Here is a 13,651-nt window from a genome sequence, read left to right as displayed (position 1 = left end):
TCTTTTTAATCCTTCTCTATTATAAGAGCGAAGGGGATACAATAGCAATTAAAATAAAAGCAAGAATGAAAATATAGTTGTATTCTTACTTTTGTGAAAGTAAAATGAGATTGGAGGGTGAAGAAATGGAACACATTCAATATCGCTTTTTATTAACTGCAATTATCGGTGTTATTTTCTTAATCGGTATCGGCATTATGATTGCTGAAAATAGTCCAATCGGTATTATTATTTGCATTATCGGCACATTTGTTACAGTTGGATACGGTTTTGTAACAAAAAGAAAAATGCGCAAATCACAATAACGCTAAAAAGTAAGAAGCTTATACACAGCCTCTTACTTTTTTTGTTGCTCTCATATAAACGATAACACTTCTTCATACACTCCTGGTTTTGCAACTAACACACTGCTCTTCTCTATGATAGAAAGTGGCGCTCCAGAGAATGTCGTCACCTTACCTCCAACTTCTTCTACAATTATCTGTCCTCCGCCAAAATCCCATGGTGATAATCTCGGCGTTACATATGCATCTATTCTTCCTGTTGCAACGTATACCATCTCTAACGCTGCACAGCCATATGATCTTGTGCCTCTTGCTTTCTTAACAAGTGCCATCATACTTTCCATATTAAGCAATGGATTATCTGTAAGCCATATCGCATTTAAAGCTACAATACCTTGCTCTACAGTTCCTTTTTTCAGTGGAGGAATTGATATATCATTACAAAAAGCTCCAGATCCCTTGACTGCATGATATAGTTCATCATGCACTGGATCATATATAAGTCCAATCTTTCCGATACCGTTCTCATAAATCCCAATTGAAATCGCAAAATTTCTTTTTTGATGAACAAAGTTCATCGTGCCGTCAATTGGATCAATTAACCAAACAACCCCGTCAGAAGACGTTATCTCGTCTCCATAACCCTCTTCTCCTAAAATATTATGATTCGGGAATGTTTCTTTAATTTTCCCAATTAAAAACTGTTCTATCTCTCGGTCCATATTTGTAACTAAGTCAGCTGCATTTGATTTTGTTTCTATAATAAGTGCTTTTTTCATTGATGCCATTAAATGCTCTCCTGCATCCCGAATCCACCGTTTGGCGTGTGCATCAATGTCTTTCCATACTTCTTGCATGTTTAAACACTCCGATCTATACTGTTCACAGAAAAAACGAACCCTTTATAAGGTTCGCACCAACTAATTTTTTATACATATACTATTATTACGCTTCTAAACGAATCATTTCAAGTCTTAACACTTCTAACTTTTGTACACACTCTTCTTTTTTCTGTTTATCATCTTCCATCATCGCATCATATAAAGTTGCTAATTCATAATCTAGCTCCAAACGTAGCACCGGTATTCTCTTTTCAGCATCTGTTCTCTTTAACGCATTAATCACCTGTCTCATATTATTTGCCTCCTCCCAATATTCGTCTGCCCTCGGACTAGAATTAATTCAATTTTCTGATTTTTTGTTTTATACTATACTATGTTGGATAAATCATCTATGCAACAAAATTATATTTTTTTATTTAAATTTTTTTGTGCTGTTTTTTTTATGAATAGTACAAGCTATGCTAAAATAAAAGCAAAATAGGAGTTGGAGGAACAATCATGACAATACAAACATTCAAGTCAACTGATTTTGATGTCTTTACAGTTGATGGTCTCGAAGAACGAATGAGTGCAATTAAAACGAACATTCATCCTAAGCTAGAAGCTTTAGGGGAACAATTTGCAGAATACTTATCCAAACAAACTGATGAGAACTTTTTTTATCATGTTGCAAAACACGCACGCCGCAAAGTCAATCCACCAAACGATACTTGGGTTGCTTTTTCAACAAATAAACGAGGATATAAAATGCTACCGCATTTCCAAATCGGCTTATGGGGTACTCATGCCTTCATATACTTTGGTTTAATCTATGAGTGTCCACAAAAAGTTGAGACGGCTCATGCCTTCTTAGAACATTTAAATGATTTAAAAACAAATATTCCAAATGACTTCGTTTGGTCCATTGACCATACTAAACCAAGTGTGAAATTACATAAAACACTTGAAACCGAAGACTTACAAAAGATGATTGAACGATTAGCTACTGTAAAAAAAGCAGAATTATTAGTTGGTATTCATATATCACCAGAGGAGTTTTCAGCAATGACCAACGAACAATTCCTTGCTAAGATTGAATCTACGATGCAATCACTCCTTCCTTTATATGCACTTTGTAATCGATAGTAGAAAACGGACAATTTATATTGTCCGTTTTTAGTTGTTATCACATTATATCACTTCAGTTTTTATTTTTCAAAATATTTTTTACATTTTTACAAGCTTTTGTTCTTCGACTTCTTTTGCCCTTTGAATAGCACGATATATAGAGTATCCACTTACTTCTTCAAATTCTTTATCAATTTTCTTTTCTTCTGCTTTCGATGGAACAATCTCTTTAAAACGACGATATAAACCCATTAATTCTTCTCTTATAATCCCTTTTTCATAAGCTTTCTCAATCGCTTCATAAAACTTAACAATTGTAACCATTTCCTCATTTGACCAATCATAATCTAACGGATATTGATATTCCATTTCGCACCTCATTTATCATTTCTTCTTGTTTCATTATGCTATCTTAAAGAGAATATTTTATTCTTCATTATAGCCACTCTGCATTATACACTATTTATTCATTTTAATGGAATTGTCTTCCTCTATTCATTAATTGAGGCTAACTATTAAACATACTCACCTTAAAAACATTTTTTTCTATACATCTATAATTATTGGTGATATAATGCTTTTGTTTTATAGAAAGTAAAGTGAAGCTACCATCTCAAAAACGATTTTTTGAATGGCAGAAAAACAAGCCTTATTCTAAAAAGACTAAACTTTTTAGAGCAGGATTATATAAAACAAATTACACTAAATATTATGAAGAAGAAGGGGTGTATAGATTGTCCCAATACGAAACACCATTGTTTACCGCTTTAGTTGAGCACAGTAAGCGAAATCCAATTCAATTCCATATTCCTGGTCATAAAAAAGGACAGGGCATGGATCCTACATTTCGCGAATTTATTGGGCATAATGCATTAGCAATTGATTTAATTAATATTGCGCCACTCGATGATTTACATCATCCAAAAGGTATGATTAAAGAAGCACAGGATTTAGCAGCCGCTGCATTCGGTGCAGATCATACTTTCTTTTCTATTCAAGGTACAAGTGGTGCTATTATGACAATGGTGATGAGCGTTTGCGGTCCTGGTGACAAAATCCTAGTACCACGAAACGTGCATAAGTCAGTAATGTCAGCTATTATTTTCTCAGGCGCAAAACCGATTTTCATGCATCCTGAAATCGATCCGAAGCTCGGTATTTCTCATGGAATCACAATTCAATCTGTCAAAAAAGCACTTGAAGAGCACTCAGATGCAAAGGGCTTACTTGTTATTAACCCAACGTACTTTGGGTTTGCTGCAGACTTAGAACAGATTGTACAATTAGCACATTCTTATGACATCCCTGTACTAGTCGACGAGGCTCATGGTGTTCATATTCATTTTCACGATGAATTACCCATGTCAGCGATGCAAGCTGGTGCAGATATGGCAGCAACAAGTGTTCACAAATTAGGAGGCTCTTTAACTCAAAGTTCTATTCTTAATGTGAAAGAAGGCTTAGTGAATGTAAAGCATGTCCAATCTATTATTAGCATGCTTACGACTACATCAACTTCTTACATCTTGTTAGCATCCCTTGATGTTGCGAGAAAGCGTCTTGCTACAGAAGGAACAGCACTCATAGAACAAACAATACAATTAGCTGAACATGTTCGTGATGCTATAAATTCTATTGAGCATCTTTACTGTCCTGGAAAAGAAATGTTAGGTACAGATGCTACCTTTAACTATGATCCAACAAAGATAATTGTATCTGTAAAAGATTTAGGTATTACCGGCCACCAAGCTGAAGTATGGCTTAGAGAGCAATATAACATTGAAGTAGAACTCTCAGATCTATACAACATACTATGTCTTATCACTTTGGGAGATACAGAAAGTGATACAAATACACTTATTGCAGCTTTACACGATTTAGCAGCAACATTTAGAAATAGGGCAGATAAAGGTGTTCAAATACAAGTAGAGATTCCAGAAATTCCAGTGCTAGCACTTTCTCCTCGAGATGCTTTTTATTCGGAAACAGAAGTCATTCCATTTGAAAATGCAGCGGGTCGTATTATAGCTGATTTTGTTATGGTTTATCCGCCAGGGATTCCAATCTTTACTCCGGGGGAAATTATTACACAAGAAAACTTAGAGTATATTAGGAAAAACTTAGAAGCAGGTTTACCTGTACAAGGTCCTGAAGATATGACCTTACAAACATTACGTGTTATTAAAGAGTACAAGCCTATCAGTTGATAGGCTTTTTTTTTCACCTTTTTTCCTTTTCTTCATACGATACTTAAGAATGTAACGTATAGGTGGGGATACTATTATGATTGTAATAGGCCGTTCTATTGTACATCCTTATATTACAAATGAATATGAGCCATTTGCAGCAGAGAAACAACAAATTTTATCAATAATGGCAGGAAATCAAGAAGTTTATTCCTTCCGAACAGCTGATGAACTCAGCTTTGATCTCAATTTACGAGTTAATATTATTATCTCTGCACTAGAGCTTTTTCAAAGTGGATTTCAGTTTCGCACATTTCAACAATCCTTTTGCAACCCCCAGTATTGGAAAAGAACATCCCTTGGAGGATTCGAGCTTCTTCCAAACATACCATCTTCTATTGCCATACAAGATATTTTTAAAAATGGAAAACTATATGGAACTGAATGCGCAACCGCTATGATCATTATTTTTTATAAAGCTTTACTATCATTGTATGAGGAAGAAACTTTCAATCGTCTATTTGCAAATCTTTTACTTTATACATGGGACTACGATCAAGATCTAAGGCTCATAACAAAAAACGGTGGCGATCTTGTTCCAGGTGACCTCGTTTACTTTAAAAACCCACAAGTGAATCCAGCTACGATTGAGTGGCAAGGAGAAAACACAATCTATTTAGGAAATTTCTTTTTTTACGGACATGGCGTGGGTGTAAAAACAAAAGAAGAAATTATTTATTCATTAAATGAACGAAGAGTCCCTTACGCTTTTATTTCAGCTTTCTTGACTGATACTATTACCCGTATCGATAGCCGTATAATGAGCCAATATGCTTCTTCTAGTACACCACAGACATCCATAAGCTTTATTCCAATTAGAGATGATGCAATCGTTGCAACAGTTGGTCATACAACTACAATTTATTAAAAAAGCGCCTACACATGTAGGCGCTTTTTCTTATTATTAAGCTTTTGTATGTTCTTTATGGTCACATTCGCAATGAGATCCACATTTCCCGTATAGTACTGTTGATTTTTCATCTTCAAAATGTCCAATTGTTCCTTCACATACTTGGCATACGATTGTTCCCATTTTCATTTCCCCCTGAGTTTTAATAGTAATCTATTTATTTATCATTAAGCTTTCGCATTATCTTTTCTAGCACAGTCACAATTTGTTCCACATTTTCCGTAAAGTACCGTCGTTTTCTCATCTTCAAAATGTCCGATTGTTCCTTCACATACTTGGCATACGATTGTTCCCATTTTTCATTTCCCCCTAAGTTTATGGTCCTAAAAACTTTTAGCTGTCCATTTCCTATCAATTATTGGGCTTTTGTATGCTCTGTGTGATCACATCCGCAAGATCCACATTTCCCGTAAAGTACCGTTACTTTCTCATCTTCGAAGTGTGCAATTGTACCTTCACAATCTTGACATACGATTGTTCCCATTTTTCATTTCCCCCTAAGTTTATAATCCCAAAAACTTTTTTGTAACCGCTTAACTTTCTGTCTTTATTTTAATATGTTATACTTTTTACGTCAATAGGTTTTTAGTATAACACATTAAATATTTTTAATTTAAATTAGTATGCGATATTAAAATAAAAAACAGCCATATTTATAAGTACGACTGTTTCACATTAATTATTCTTCATATTCCGCATGTAAAGAAGTTGACGGAACTAGAAATTTGAAAAACTGAGCTAACTCCTTTGCTTCCTCTTCTGATCCTAATTTAAAAATCTCCTGTATATATTGAACATTCTCTACATCATCTCGTCCGAGTAAAGTAGACCTTCCTGTTTGCATACAAACAATGAGCGGCTTTCCAAAAAACATATTTGTATAAATAACACCAAAATCATAACGTGTATCATGTGTCATAAACCCTAAAAATCGTACCTTCACACTTTCATGCTCATCATACAATTTTTCAAACATTAGTTTCCACCTTTCTACATCACGTTTCATTAATAGTATATTAAACAAAACATGTAATACTCCTTTTAATTGTCAAAAAATTCAGTAGGATGTAGAATGATAGTATTCTACTAAGCTAGGGGGAACTTATATGCAACACGCCTTTATTACGCTTGTACCGAAATCCAACCAACAATCAGTTTCAATAGATGATATAAAACAACTTTTTCATTATTATAAAACAGTTACTTCTAAAACTGGTGCCCAAATTAATTACACGTATACAAATACCGCTTTTCCTTATGAAATTTTAGATATATCTACAACAACATTAAAACTTCAATCCACTCACGACCGGTATGACTCAATTTATATTGGTGTTGGTATAGAAAATGAACAATCTTTCATCCAAGTTTCTTTACCACCTAATGCAACATTTGGTGACAAAGGGAAAGCAAATGAATTTTGCCGTTTTTTAGCGAAGAAATTAGAAGGAGAGTTACAATTATTTAATGGAAGAACAATGTATTTTTATAAACGCTAATTTAAAAAATAGATAATATGATTAAAAATAATATACAATTCGAACATGTAAGAAATAAAGCTTGCTTTCTTACGTGCAATACAAAATATGCTATTACATAGGCTAAATATAGAAATACGAAAAAAAGAATAACTTTATAATGAAACTTATCACCATTCGATAATGTTAATACAGTGGAAAAGCCACTCCATAGTAGTAAATGATAAAATATAACATGTAATATTTTCATGGAACCTTCTCCTTTGACATGCTCTATTTTATTAATATATGGGGTTAAGTTTGAATCAATTACATATTATAGGATGATATATATTACCTTTGAAGTAAGTTAAGCCTGAATCATTTGTTAAAGTATTATATATTCATTCGACAAGTACGTTTAAAGACCTTGCAAGTCATTTGATGAAAATAAAAATAGCCCTTCTCTTATTGTAAGAGAAGGGCTATTTACATTACTTAAATTATTTTACAATGTGAATTGGCATTCCAAGAGCAACTTCAGCTGCCTCCATTGTGATTTCACCTAATGTTGGGTGAGCATGGATTGTTTGAGCGATATCTTCAGCTGTCATTCCAGCTTCGATAGCTAAACCAATCTCAGAAATAATATCAGAAGCACCTGCACCTGCAACTTGAGCACCTACAAGAAGACCATCTTCTTTACGTGTTACAAGTTGTAGGAAACCGTCAGTGCTGTTTAATGATAATGCACGACCGTTAGCAGCGAATGGGAACTTAGATACAGTTACAGTCATTCCAGCTTCTTCAGCTTGTTTTTTAGTGTAACCAACAGATGCTAGTTCTGGATCAGTGAAGCATACTGCAGGAATTCCGATGTAATCGATAGCTGATGCATGGCCACTAATTGCTTCTACAGCTACTTTACCTTCGTAAGAAGCTTTGTGAGCTAATGGTGGTCCAGGAACGATATCACCGATTGCATAGATGTTTGGTACATTTGTACGACATTGCTCATCGATTTCGATGATGCCGCGGTCAGTCATTTTAACTCCAACTTGCTCAAGACCGATTTCTTGAGTGTTTGGACGACGACCTACAGTTACTAATACGTAGTCTGCTTCTACAGTTTGGATTTCACCTTTAACTTCAAAGCTAACTTTTACGCCAGTTTCTGTTTCTTCAACGCCTTTAGCCATAGCTTTTGTATGGATATTTACGTTACCTTTTTTCTGTAGAGCACGTTTAACAACAGAGCTCATAGCTTTTTCGAAACCAGCTAAGATTTCGTCGCCAGCTTCTACTACAGTAACTTCTGTACCGAAGTTAGCATATGCAGTACCTAATTCCATACCGATGTAACCGCCGCCGATTACAACAAGTTTTTTAGGAATTTCAGGTAAGCTTAAAGCACCTGTAGAGTTGATAACACGTTTAGAGTATTTGAATCCTGGAATTTCGATTGGTGTAGAACCAGTTGCAAGAACAGCATTTTTAAACGTATAAGTTTGAGCTGCATCTTCAGTCATAACGCGTAATGTATTAGCATCTACGAAGTAAGCTTCACCGCGAATGATTTCAACTTTGTTACCTTTAAGAAGGCCTTCAACACCGCCAGTTAATTTCTTAACTACGCCGTTTTTCCATTCTTGAACTTTTGTAAAGTCAACTTTTACGTTTTCTGCAGTAATACCCATGTCATCAGAATGCATTGCATTCTCATAACGATGACCTGCATTGATTAACGCTTTTGAAGGAATACATCCAACGTTTAAGCATACGCCACCAAGGTTAGCTTTTTCAATGATTGCTACCTTTTGACCTAATTGTGCTGCACGAATTGCCGCAACGTATCCACCAGGACCTGCACCAACAACGACTGTATCTAATTCAATTGGGAAATCTCCTACTACCATTGTTATTACGCCTCCATTACTAATAATTGTGGGTCATTCAATAGACGTTTAATTTGGTTTAACGCTTTTTGAGCAGTTGCACCGTCAATTAAACGATGGTCAAAGCTTAGAGATAATGCTAATACTGGAGCTGCAACGATCTCACCGTTTTTCACAACTGGTTTTTCAGCGATACGGCCGATACCAAGGATTGCTACTTCTGGGTGGTTGATAACTGGAGTGAACCATTGTCCACCTGCAGAACCAATGTTTGTAATTGTGCAAGAAGCACCTTTCATTTCAGCTGGAGCTAGACGACCTTCACGTGCTTTACCAGCAAGATCATTGATCTCGTTAGAGATTGTGAAGATAGACTTACGATCTGTATCTTTAACAACTGGTACTAATAGACCTTTGTCTGTATCAGCTGCGATACCGATGTTGAAGTAATGTTTATGAACTACTTCTTGAGATGCATCGTCTAAAGAAGTGTTTAACATTGGGTATTCACGTAATGCAGATGTTAAAGCTTTAACAACGTACGGAAGGTAAGTTAATTTAATACCTTTGTCAGCTGCTACTGCTTTGAACTTCTTACGGTGAGCAACAAGTTCTGTTACATCTACTTCATCCATTAATGTTACGTGAGGAGCTGTGTGTTTAGAGTTAACCATTGCTTTCGCAATCGCTTTACGGATACCACTCATTTTCTCACGAGTTTCTGGATATTCACCAGCTGGGATTGGTTGTGCTTTTGGTGCTTCTTCTTTCGCTGCTGCTGGAGTAGCTTCTACTGCTGCTGGAGCCTCAGTTGCTGCTACAGTTTGTCCACCATTTGCAAATGCATCGATGTCAGCTTTTACGATACGGCCATTCTTACCAGTACCAGCTACTTTATGAATGTCTACACCTTTTTCACGAGCGTATTTACGAACAGATGGCATAGCAATTACGCGCTCATTTACTACTTCTGCAGTTGCTGCTGGAGTAGCTTCCGCTGCTGGAGCTTCTACTGCTGCTTCTTCAGCTTTTGGAGCTTCATCATGATCGTCACCTTTAAATTTAAGGTTTTCGTATCCAGGAGCATCAAATTTAATTAATGTATCTCCTACGATTGCAACTGTTCCTTCTTCTACAAGTACTTCAAGTACTTTACCTTTAACAGGAGAAGGGATTTCTACTACTGCTTTATCATTTTGTACTTCAAGAAGTACATCGTCTTCGTTTACTTCATCGCCTGGTTTAATAAACCATTTTACGATTTCACCTTCGTGGATACCTTCACCGATATCTGGTAGTTTAAATTCAAATGCCACGGAATTCAGCCCCCTGATTCATTTCATTATTATGGAATATGTACAAAAGAAACCAGCATGTGCTGATTTCTTTTGCACATGAAAAGCTAAAAATTAGAAGTTCATTACTTTGTTTACAGCTTCAACAATATCTTTGTGGTTTGGTAACCATACGCTCTCTGCTTGAGAGAATGGGAATACTGTATCAGCAGCTGCAACACGTACAACTGGAGCTTCTAAGTTTAAGATTGCACGGTCGTTAATTTCCGCTACAACGTTAGCTGCAATACCAGCTTGTTTTTGAGCTTCTTGAACTACAACTACGCGACCTGTTTTTTCAACAGAAGCGATGATTGTTTCGATATCTAATGGTTGAACTGTACGTAAGTCAACAACCTCTAAAGAGATACCTTCTTTTTCAAGTTCTTCAGCAGCTTTTAATGCAGCGTGAACCATAGCACCGTAAGCGATAACAGATACATCTGTACCTTCACGTTTGATATCAGCTTTACCTAAATCAATTGTGTAATCACCTTCTGGTACCTCTTGACGGAATGAACGGTACAATTTCATATGCTCTAAGTAGATAACTGGATCGTTGTCACGAATCGCAGAGATTAAAAGACCTTTAGCATCGTATGGAGTAGATGGAATAACAACTTTTAGACCAGGTTGTTGAGCCACTAATCCTTCTAAGCTATCAGCATGTAGTTCAGGAGTATGAACACCACCACCGAATGGAGAACGAACTGTTACTGGAGCAGTCCAACGTCCACCAGAACGGTAACGCATACGAGCTAATTGACCAGAAATTGAATCCATTACTTCATAAACGAAACCGAAGAATTGGATTTCTGGAACTGGACGGAATCCTTCAAGTGCAAGACCAACTGCAAGTCCACCAATACCAGACTCTGCAAGTGGAGTATCCATTACACGATCTTCACCAAATTCAGCTTGTAAACCTTCAGTAGCACGGAATACACCGCCGTTTACACCAACGTCTTCACCAAATACAAGTACGTTAGGGTCATTTTTCATTTCAACGCGTAAAGCATCAGTGATTGCTTGAATCATTGTCATTTGAGCCATGGCTTACTTCGACTCCTTTTCTTTGTAGATTTCATATTGTTCAGCTAAGTTGTAAGGCATTTTTTCGTACATGATTTCCATTAAATCAGTTACTTTTTGTTTTGGAGCTTGGTCAGCCTTAGCAATTGCTTGTTTGATATCTTCTTTTGCTTCTTCGATTACTGTCTCTTCAACTTCTTGAGACCATAGGCCTTTAGCTTCTAAGAACTTACGGAAGCGTACGATTGGGTCTTTTTGTTCCCATTCGTTTTCGATATCTTTTGTACGGTAACGAGTTGGGTCATCACCAGCCATTGTATGTGGACCGTAACGGAATGTTAAAGTCTCGATTAAAGTAGGGCCTTCGCCATTTACTGCGCGCTCACGAGCAAAAGCAGTTGCTGCGTATACAGCTAATGGATCCATACCGTCTACTTGAATTCCGTAAATACCTGCTGCTACTGCTTTTTGTGCTACAGTTTTAGCTGCAGATTGCTTTTCTACTGGAGTAGAGATTGCATAACGGTTGTTTTGAACAACGAAGATTGCTGGAGCTTTGAATGCACCTGCAAAGTTCATACCTTCGTAGAAGTCACCTTGTGAAGCACCACCGTCACCAGTATAAGTAATTGCAACAGATTTTTTACCACGTAGTTTCATACCTAACGCAACACCAGCAGTTTGGATGATTTGCGCACCGATAATGATCTGTGGAGCTAATGCATTTACATTCTCAGGCATTTGGTTACCCATGAAGTGTCCACGAGAGAATAAGAATGCTTGGTATAATGGTAATCCGTGCCATACTAATTGTGGTACATCACGGTATCCTGGTAAGATGAAGTCTTCTGCTTCAAGTGCGAAATGACTTGCTAATTGAGAAGCTTCTTGTCCAGCTGTAGGTGCGTAGAAACCTAAACGTCCTTGACGGTTTAAAGAAATAGAACGTTGATCTAATACGCGAGTATACACCATACGACGCATTAATTCTTTTAATTGATCATCAGATAATTCAGGCATAGCTGCTTCATTCACAACTTCACCGTTTTCATTTAAAATTTGTAATGTTTCAAATTGAGCTGCGATAGCTTTCATTTGCTCATCAACATTAAATAGGGTCTTTTTTGTTTTAGTACCCATTCCGTTCACCTCTTCCTCTCTTGAACCATATTCTGAAACGCTTTCACTGGCTATTTTCCAGTTTAAAAAGCGCAACGATGTAAACCAACATGTTTGTATGTCGGTTGAGAATAATTTTGTGTACCTAACAATCTGTACTAATGTTTTTTCAGAAACATATTAATACAATCTTGATCACGTTTTTTAGTTTACAACTATTCTAATTACGATGTCAATTACTTTGAATACGTTTTTTTATAAATAATATGCAGGTTTCTACTACACAAACGTGTTTTTATTTTTTACATCTGTATTAGTAAGCATTGACCTACTGTTATATTATTCCCTTTTTCACTTATTTTTTCTCTTAGAATAATATGTAAACGATTTAATTCTCTTTAGTTTTTCTCTCTTCGTAACAAAAATATACAAACTACTCTTCCTTTTTTAGGTAAATACCTATACATTTCTACCCTCTCTTCCATACATTATAGTAACCGCAGTATTAGCGGGAAATGATAAAGGAGGTCATCTCATGTACGGATACTCATATTGCTATCCAACTTGTTCATATCCTTCCTACGGTTATGGCGGTTCTTGTGGCGGGTCTGGACGCGGCTTCGCCTTAATCGTTGTGTTGTTTATTCTTTTAATTATCGTTGGTGCTGCTTGCATTCGCTAATGTAAAACGAAACAACTATGGAAAGAAAAAGACGGCTTTGCCGTCTTTTTCTTTTTATCACATACATAACTACTCTATAATAGAACAATTTCCAAAATGCCTTCCCTTTCTTGCCGATGACTTTTTCCATCTCCTTTGGTAGACTAAAGAGGAAAGGAGAGATTACATATGCTTACAATGAAAGATGTTATTCGCGAAGGAGATCCTATTTTGCGCAACGTTGCAGAAGAGGTGTCATTACCGGCAAGCGAAGAAGATACAACTACCTTAAAAGAAATGATTGAATTCGTAATAAATAGCCAAGATCCTGAAATGGCTGAAAAATATAGTTTACGCCCTGGAATCGGATTAGCGGCTCCGCAAATCGGTGTTTCAAAAAAAATGATTGCAGTTCATGTAACCGATGCGGATGGTACATTATATAGCCATGCATTATTCAATCCAAAAATCATTAGCCATTCTGTTGAACGTACATATTTACAGGGTGGTGAAGGCTGTCTGTCTGTAGACCGCGAAGTACCTGGTTATGTTCCTCGTTATACAAGAATTACAGTAAAAGCAACTTCTATTAACGGAGAAGAAGTAAAATTACGTTTAAAAGGTTTACCAGCAATCGTATTCCAACACGAGATTGATCATTTAAATGGCGTTATGTTCTATGACCATATCAATAAAGAAAATCCTTTTGCCGCTCCTGATGATTCCAAACCTCTAGAGCGATAATAATAAAAAGGCGGAAGTTA

General features: G+C 36.3%; 19 protein-coding genes. 7 read left to right on the top strand and 12 right to left on the bottom strand.

Features of this window, described 5'->3' with window-relative positions; translation table 11 throughout:
• Positions 1-125 precede the first annotated feature (125 nt).
• Entirely contained in the window at positions 126-305 is a 180-nt protein-coding gene (locus tag AU379_RS04560) for a DUF5325 family protein (RefSeq protein WP_000400127.1), read from the top strand.
• Between the two features lie 50 nt (positions 306-355).
• Here the strand turns inward: AU379_RS04560 and AU379_RS04555 are convergent, their stop codons facing one another.
• Positions 356-1,141 (bottom strand): inositol monophosphatase family protein, encoded by a 786-nt coding sequence (locus AU379_RS04555; RefSeq protein ID WP_001158703.1) that lies wholly within the window; start codon positions 1,139-1,141, stop codon positions 356-358.
• 88 nt (positions 1,142-1,229) lie between these two features.
• Positions 1,230-1,418, bottom strand: a complete 189-nt coding sequence (locus tag AU379_RS04550) for a hypothetical protein (protein WP_001250164.1) — start codon at positions 1,416-1,418, stop codon at positions 1,230-1,232.
• Positions 1,419-1,624: 206 nt separating this feature from the next.
• Here AU379_RS04550 and AU379_RS04545 point away from each other — a divergent pair, with 206 nt between their 5' ends.
• A complete protein-coding gene (locus AU379_RS04545; RefSeq protein ID WP_000155317.1) occupies positions 1,625-2,251 on the top strand; it encodes a DUF1054 domain-containing protein in 627 nt (208 codons plus the stop codon).
• An 81-nt stretch (positions 2,252-2,332) separates the two neighbouring features.
• Here the strand turns inward: AU379_RS04545 and AU379_RS04540 are convergent, their stop codons facing one another.
• Positions 2,333-2,602 (bottom strand): UPF0223 family protein, encoded by a 270-nt coding sequence (locus tag AU379_RS04540; protein ID WP_000456549.1) that lies wholly within the window; start codon positions 2,600-2,602, stop codon positions 2,333-2,335.
• Between the two features lie 365 nt (positions 2,603-2,967).
• Between AU379_RS04540 and speA the strand changes: the two genes are divergently transcribed.
• Both speA and AU379_RS04530 read left to right on the top strand, forming a co-directional pair.
• On the top strand, positions 2,968-4,440 hold the full coding sequence (speA, locus tag AU379_RS04535) for an arginine decarboxylase (RefSeq protein ID WP_000084897.1): 1,473 nt from the start codon (positions 2,968-2,970) through the stop codon (positions 4,438-4,440).
• A gap of 76 nt (positions 4,441-4,516) precedes the next feature.
• Positions 4,517-5,347 carry a protein-glutamine gamma-glutamyltransferase gene (locus AU379_RS04530; protein WP_000635342.1) on the top strand — a complete coding sequence of 277 codons (831 nt, stop codon included), beginning with the start codon at positions 4,517-4,519 and terminating at the stop codon, positions 5,345-5,347.
• Between the two features lie 36 nt (positions 5,348-5,383).
• Here AU379_RS04530 and AU379_RS04525 read toward each other — a convergent pair whose 3' ends face one another.
• From AU379_RS04525 to AU379_RS04510, 4 genes are all read right to left on the bottom strand, one after another.
• On the bottom strand, positions 5,384-5,512 hold the full coding sequence (locus AU379_RS04525) for a GapA-binding peptide SR1P (protein WP_000536796.1): 129 nt from the start codon (positions 5,510-5,512) through the stop codon (positions 5,384-5,386).
• 44 nt (positions 5,513-5,556) lie between these two features.
• Positions 5,557-5,685, bottom strand: coding sequence for a GapA-binding peptide SR1P (locus AU379_RS04520; protein ID WP_000536803.1), 129 nt, complete (start codon positions 5,683-5,685; stop codon positions 5,557-5,559).
• A 59-nt stretch (positions 5,686-5,744) separates the two neighbouring features.
• Entirely contained in the window at positions 5,745-5,873 is a 129-nt protein-coding gene (locus AU379_RS04515; RefSeq protein ID WP_000536778.1) for a GapA-binding peptide SR1P, read from the bottom strand.
• A 195-nt stretch (positions 5,874-6,068) separates the two neighbouring features.
• Positions 6,069-6,365 (bottom strand): DUF3055 domain-containing protein, encoded by a 297-nt coding sequence (locus AU379_RS04510; RefSeq protein ID WP_000462038.1) that lies wholly within the window; start codon positions 6,363-6,365, stop codon positions 6,069-6,071.
• A 130-nt stretch (positions 6,366-6,495) separates the two neighbouring features.
• Here AU379_RS04510 and AU379_RS04505 point away from each other — a divergent pair, with 130 nt between their 5' ends.
• Positions 6,496-6,888, top strand: coding sequence for a DUF1885 family protein (locus tag AU379_RS04505; protein ID WP_030027712.1), 393 nt, complete (start codon positions 6,496-6,498; stop codon positions 6,886-6,888).
• A gap of 1 nt (position 6,889) precedes the next feature.
• On the opposite strand, the gene AU379_RS04500 is transcribed toward AU379_RS04505, so the two are convergent.
• The 5 genes from AU379_RS04500 to pdhA all read right to left on the bottom strand — a co-directional run bounded on the left by AU379_RS04500 (position 6,890) and on the right by pdhA (position 12,247).
• Positions 6,890-7,117: a hypothetical protein gene (locus tag AU379_RS04500; protein ID WP_000697469.1), complete on the bottom strand. Its 228-nt coding sequence runs from the start codon at positions 7,115-7,117 to the stop codon at positions 6,890-6,892.
• A gap of 232 nt (positions 7,118-7,349) precedes the next feature.
• A complete protein-coding gene (gene lpdA / locus AU379_RS04495; RefSeq protein WP_000260104.1) occupies positions 7,350-8,762 on the bottom strand; it encodes a dihydrolipoyl dehydrogenase in 1,413 nt (470 codons plus the stop codon).
• Between the two features lie 5 nt (positions 8,763-8,767).
• Positions 8,768-10,057, bottom strand: a complete 1,290-nt coding sequence (pdhC, locus tag AU379_RS04490) for a pyruvate dehydrogenase complex dihydrolipoyllysine-residue acetyltransferase (protein WP_000863419.1) — start codon at positions 10,055-10,057, stop codon at positions 8,768-8,770.
• 93 nt (positions 10,058-10,150) lie between these two features.
• Entirely contained in the window at positions 10,151-11,128 is a 978-nt protein-coding gene (pdhB, locus tag AU379_RS04485) for a pyruvate dehydrogenase complex E1 component subunit beta (RefSeq protein WP_000068168.1), read from the bottom strand.
• Positions 11,129-11,131: 3 nt separating this feature from the next.
• Entirely contained in the window at positions 11,132-12,247 is a 1,116-nt protein-coding gene (gene pdhA, locus AU379_RS04480; RefSeq protein ID WP_000536895.1) for a pyruvate dehydrogenase E1 component subunit alpha, read from the bottom strand.
• A 514-nt stretch (positions 12,248-12,761) separates the two neighbouring features.
• On the opposite strand from pdhA, the gene AU379_RS04475 reads away from it, so the two are divergent.
• The gene (locus AU379_RS04475; protein ID WP_000274562.1) at positions 12,762-12,908 is read left to right on the top strand and encodes a YjcZ family sporulation protein; all 147 of its coding nucleotides are present in this window, start codon (positions 12,762-12,764) and stop codon (positions 12,906-12,908) included.
• Between the two features lie 168 nt (positions 12,909-13,076).
• Positions 13,077-13,631 (top strand): peptide deformylase, encoded by a 555-nt coding sequence (def, locus tag AU379_RS04470; protein WP_000957048.1) that lies wholly within the window; start codon positions 13,077-13,079, stop codon positions 13,629-13,631.
• The last annotated feature ends 20 nt before the right edge of the window (positions 13,632-13,651 follow it).

The sequence above is a fragment of the Bacillus sp. JH7 genome (assembly GCF_001563515.1).
Classification (GTDB): domain Bacteria; phylum Bacillota; class Bacilli; order Bacillales; family Bacillaceae_G; genus Bacillus_A; species Bacillus_A cereus.
Note: the sequence above shows the minus strand (reverse complement) of the source record. Positions and strands in the feature narration are given on the sequence as shown.

Bases quoted from the DNA above. Each gene is read 5' to 3' on its own strand.
- AU379_RS04545 (WP_000155317.1), top strand. From the start codon at position 1,625: ATGACAATACAAACATTCAAGTCAACTGATTTTGATGTCTTTACAGTT.
- AU379_RS04525 (WP_000536796.1), bottom strand. From the start codon at position 5,512: ATGGGAACAATCGTATGCCAAGTATGTGAAGGAACAATTGGACATTTT.
- AU379_RS04505 (WP_030027712.1), top strand. From the start codon at position 6,496: ATGCAACACGCCTTTATTACGCTTGTACCGAAATCCAACCAACAATCA.
- AU379_RS04530 (WP_000635342.1), top strand. From the start codon at position 4,517: ATGATTGTAATAGGCCGTTCTATTGTACATCCTTATATTACAAATGAA.
- AU379_RS04550 (WP_001250164.1), bottom strand. From the start codon at position 1,418: ATGAGACAGGTGATTAATGCGTTAAAGAGAACAGATGCTGAAAAGAGA.
- def (WP_000957048.1), top strand. From the start codon at position 13,077: ATGCTTACAATGAAAGATGTTATTCGCGAAGGAGATCCTATTTTGCGC.
- lpdA (WP_000260104.1), bottom strand. From the start codon at position 8,762: ATGGTAGTAGGAGATTTCCCAATTGAATTAGATACAGTCGTTGTTGGT.
- AU379_RS04510 (WP_000462038.1), bottom strand. From the start codon at position 6,365: ATGTTTGAAAAATTGTATGATGAGCATGAAAGTGTGAAGGTACGATTT.
- AU379_RS04475 (WP_000274562.1), top strand. From the start codon at position 12,762: ATGTACGGATACTCATATTGCTATCCAACTTGTTCATATCCTTCCTAC.
- AU379_RS04520 (WP_000536803.1), bottom strand. From the start codon at position 5,685: ATGGGAACAATCGTATGCCAAGTATGTGAAGGAACAATCGGACATTTT.
- pdhB (WP_000068168.1), bottom strand. From the start codon at position 11,128: ATGGCTCAAATGACAATGATTCAAGCAATCACTGATGCTTTACGCGTT.
- AU379_RS04500 (WP_000697469.1), bottom strand. From the start codon at position 7,117: ATGAAAATATTACATGTTATATTTTATCATTTACTACTATGGAGTGGC.
- AU379_RS04555 (WP_001158703.1), bottom strand. From the start codon at position 1,141: ATGCAAGAAGTATGGAAAGACATTGATGCACACGCCAAACGGTGGATT.
- AU379_RS04560 (WP_000400127.1), top strand. From the start codon at position 126: ATGGAACACATTCAATATCGCTTTTTATTAACTGCAATTATCGGTGTT.
- pdhA (WP_000536895.1), bottom strand. From the start codon at position 12,247: ATGGGTACTAAAACAAAAAAGACCCTATTTAATGTTGATGAGCAAATG.
- AU379_RS04540 (WP_000456549.1), bottom strand. From the start codon at position 2,602: ATGGAATATCAATATCCGTTAGATTATGATTGGTCAAATGAGGAAATG.
- AU379_RS04515 (WP_000536778.1), bottom strand. From the start codon at position 5,873: ATGGGAACAATCGTATGTCAAGATTGTGAAGGTACAATTGCACACTTC.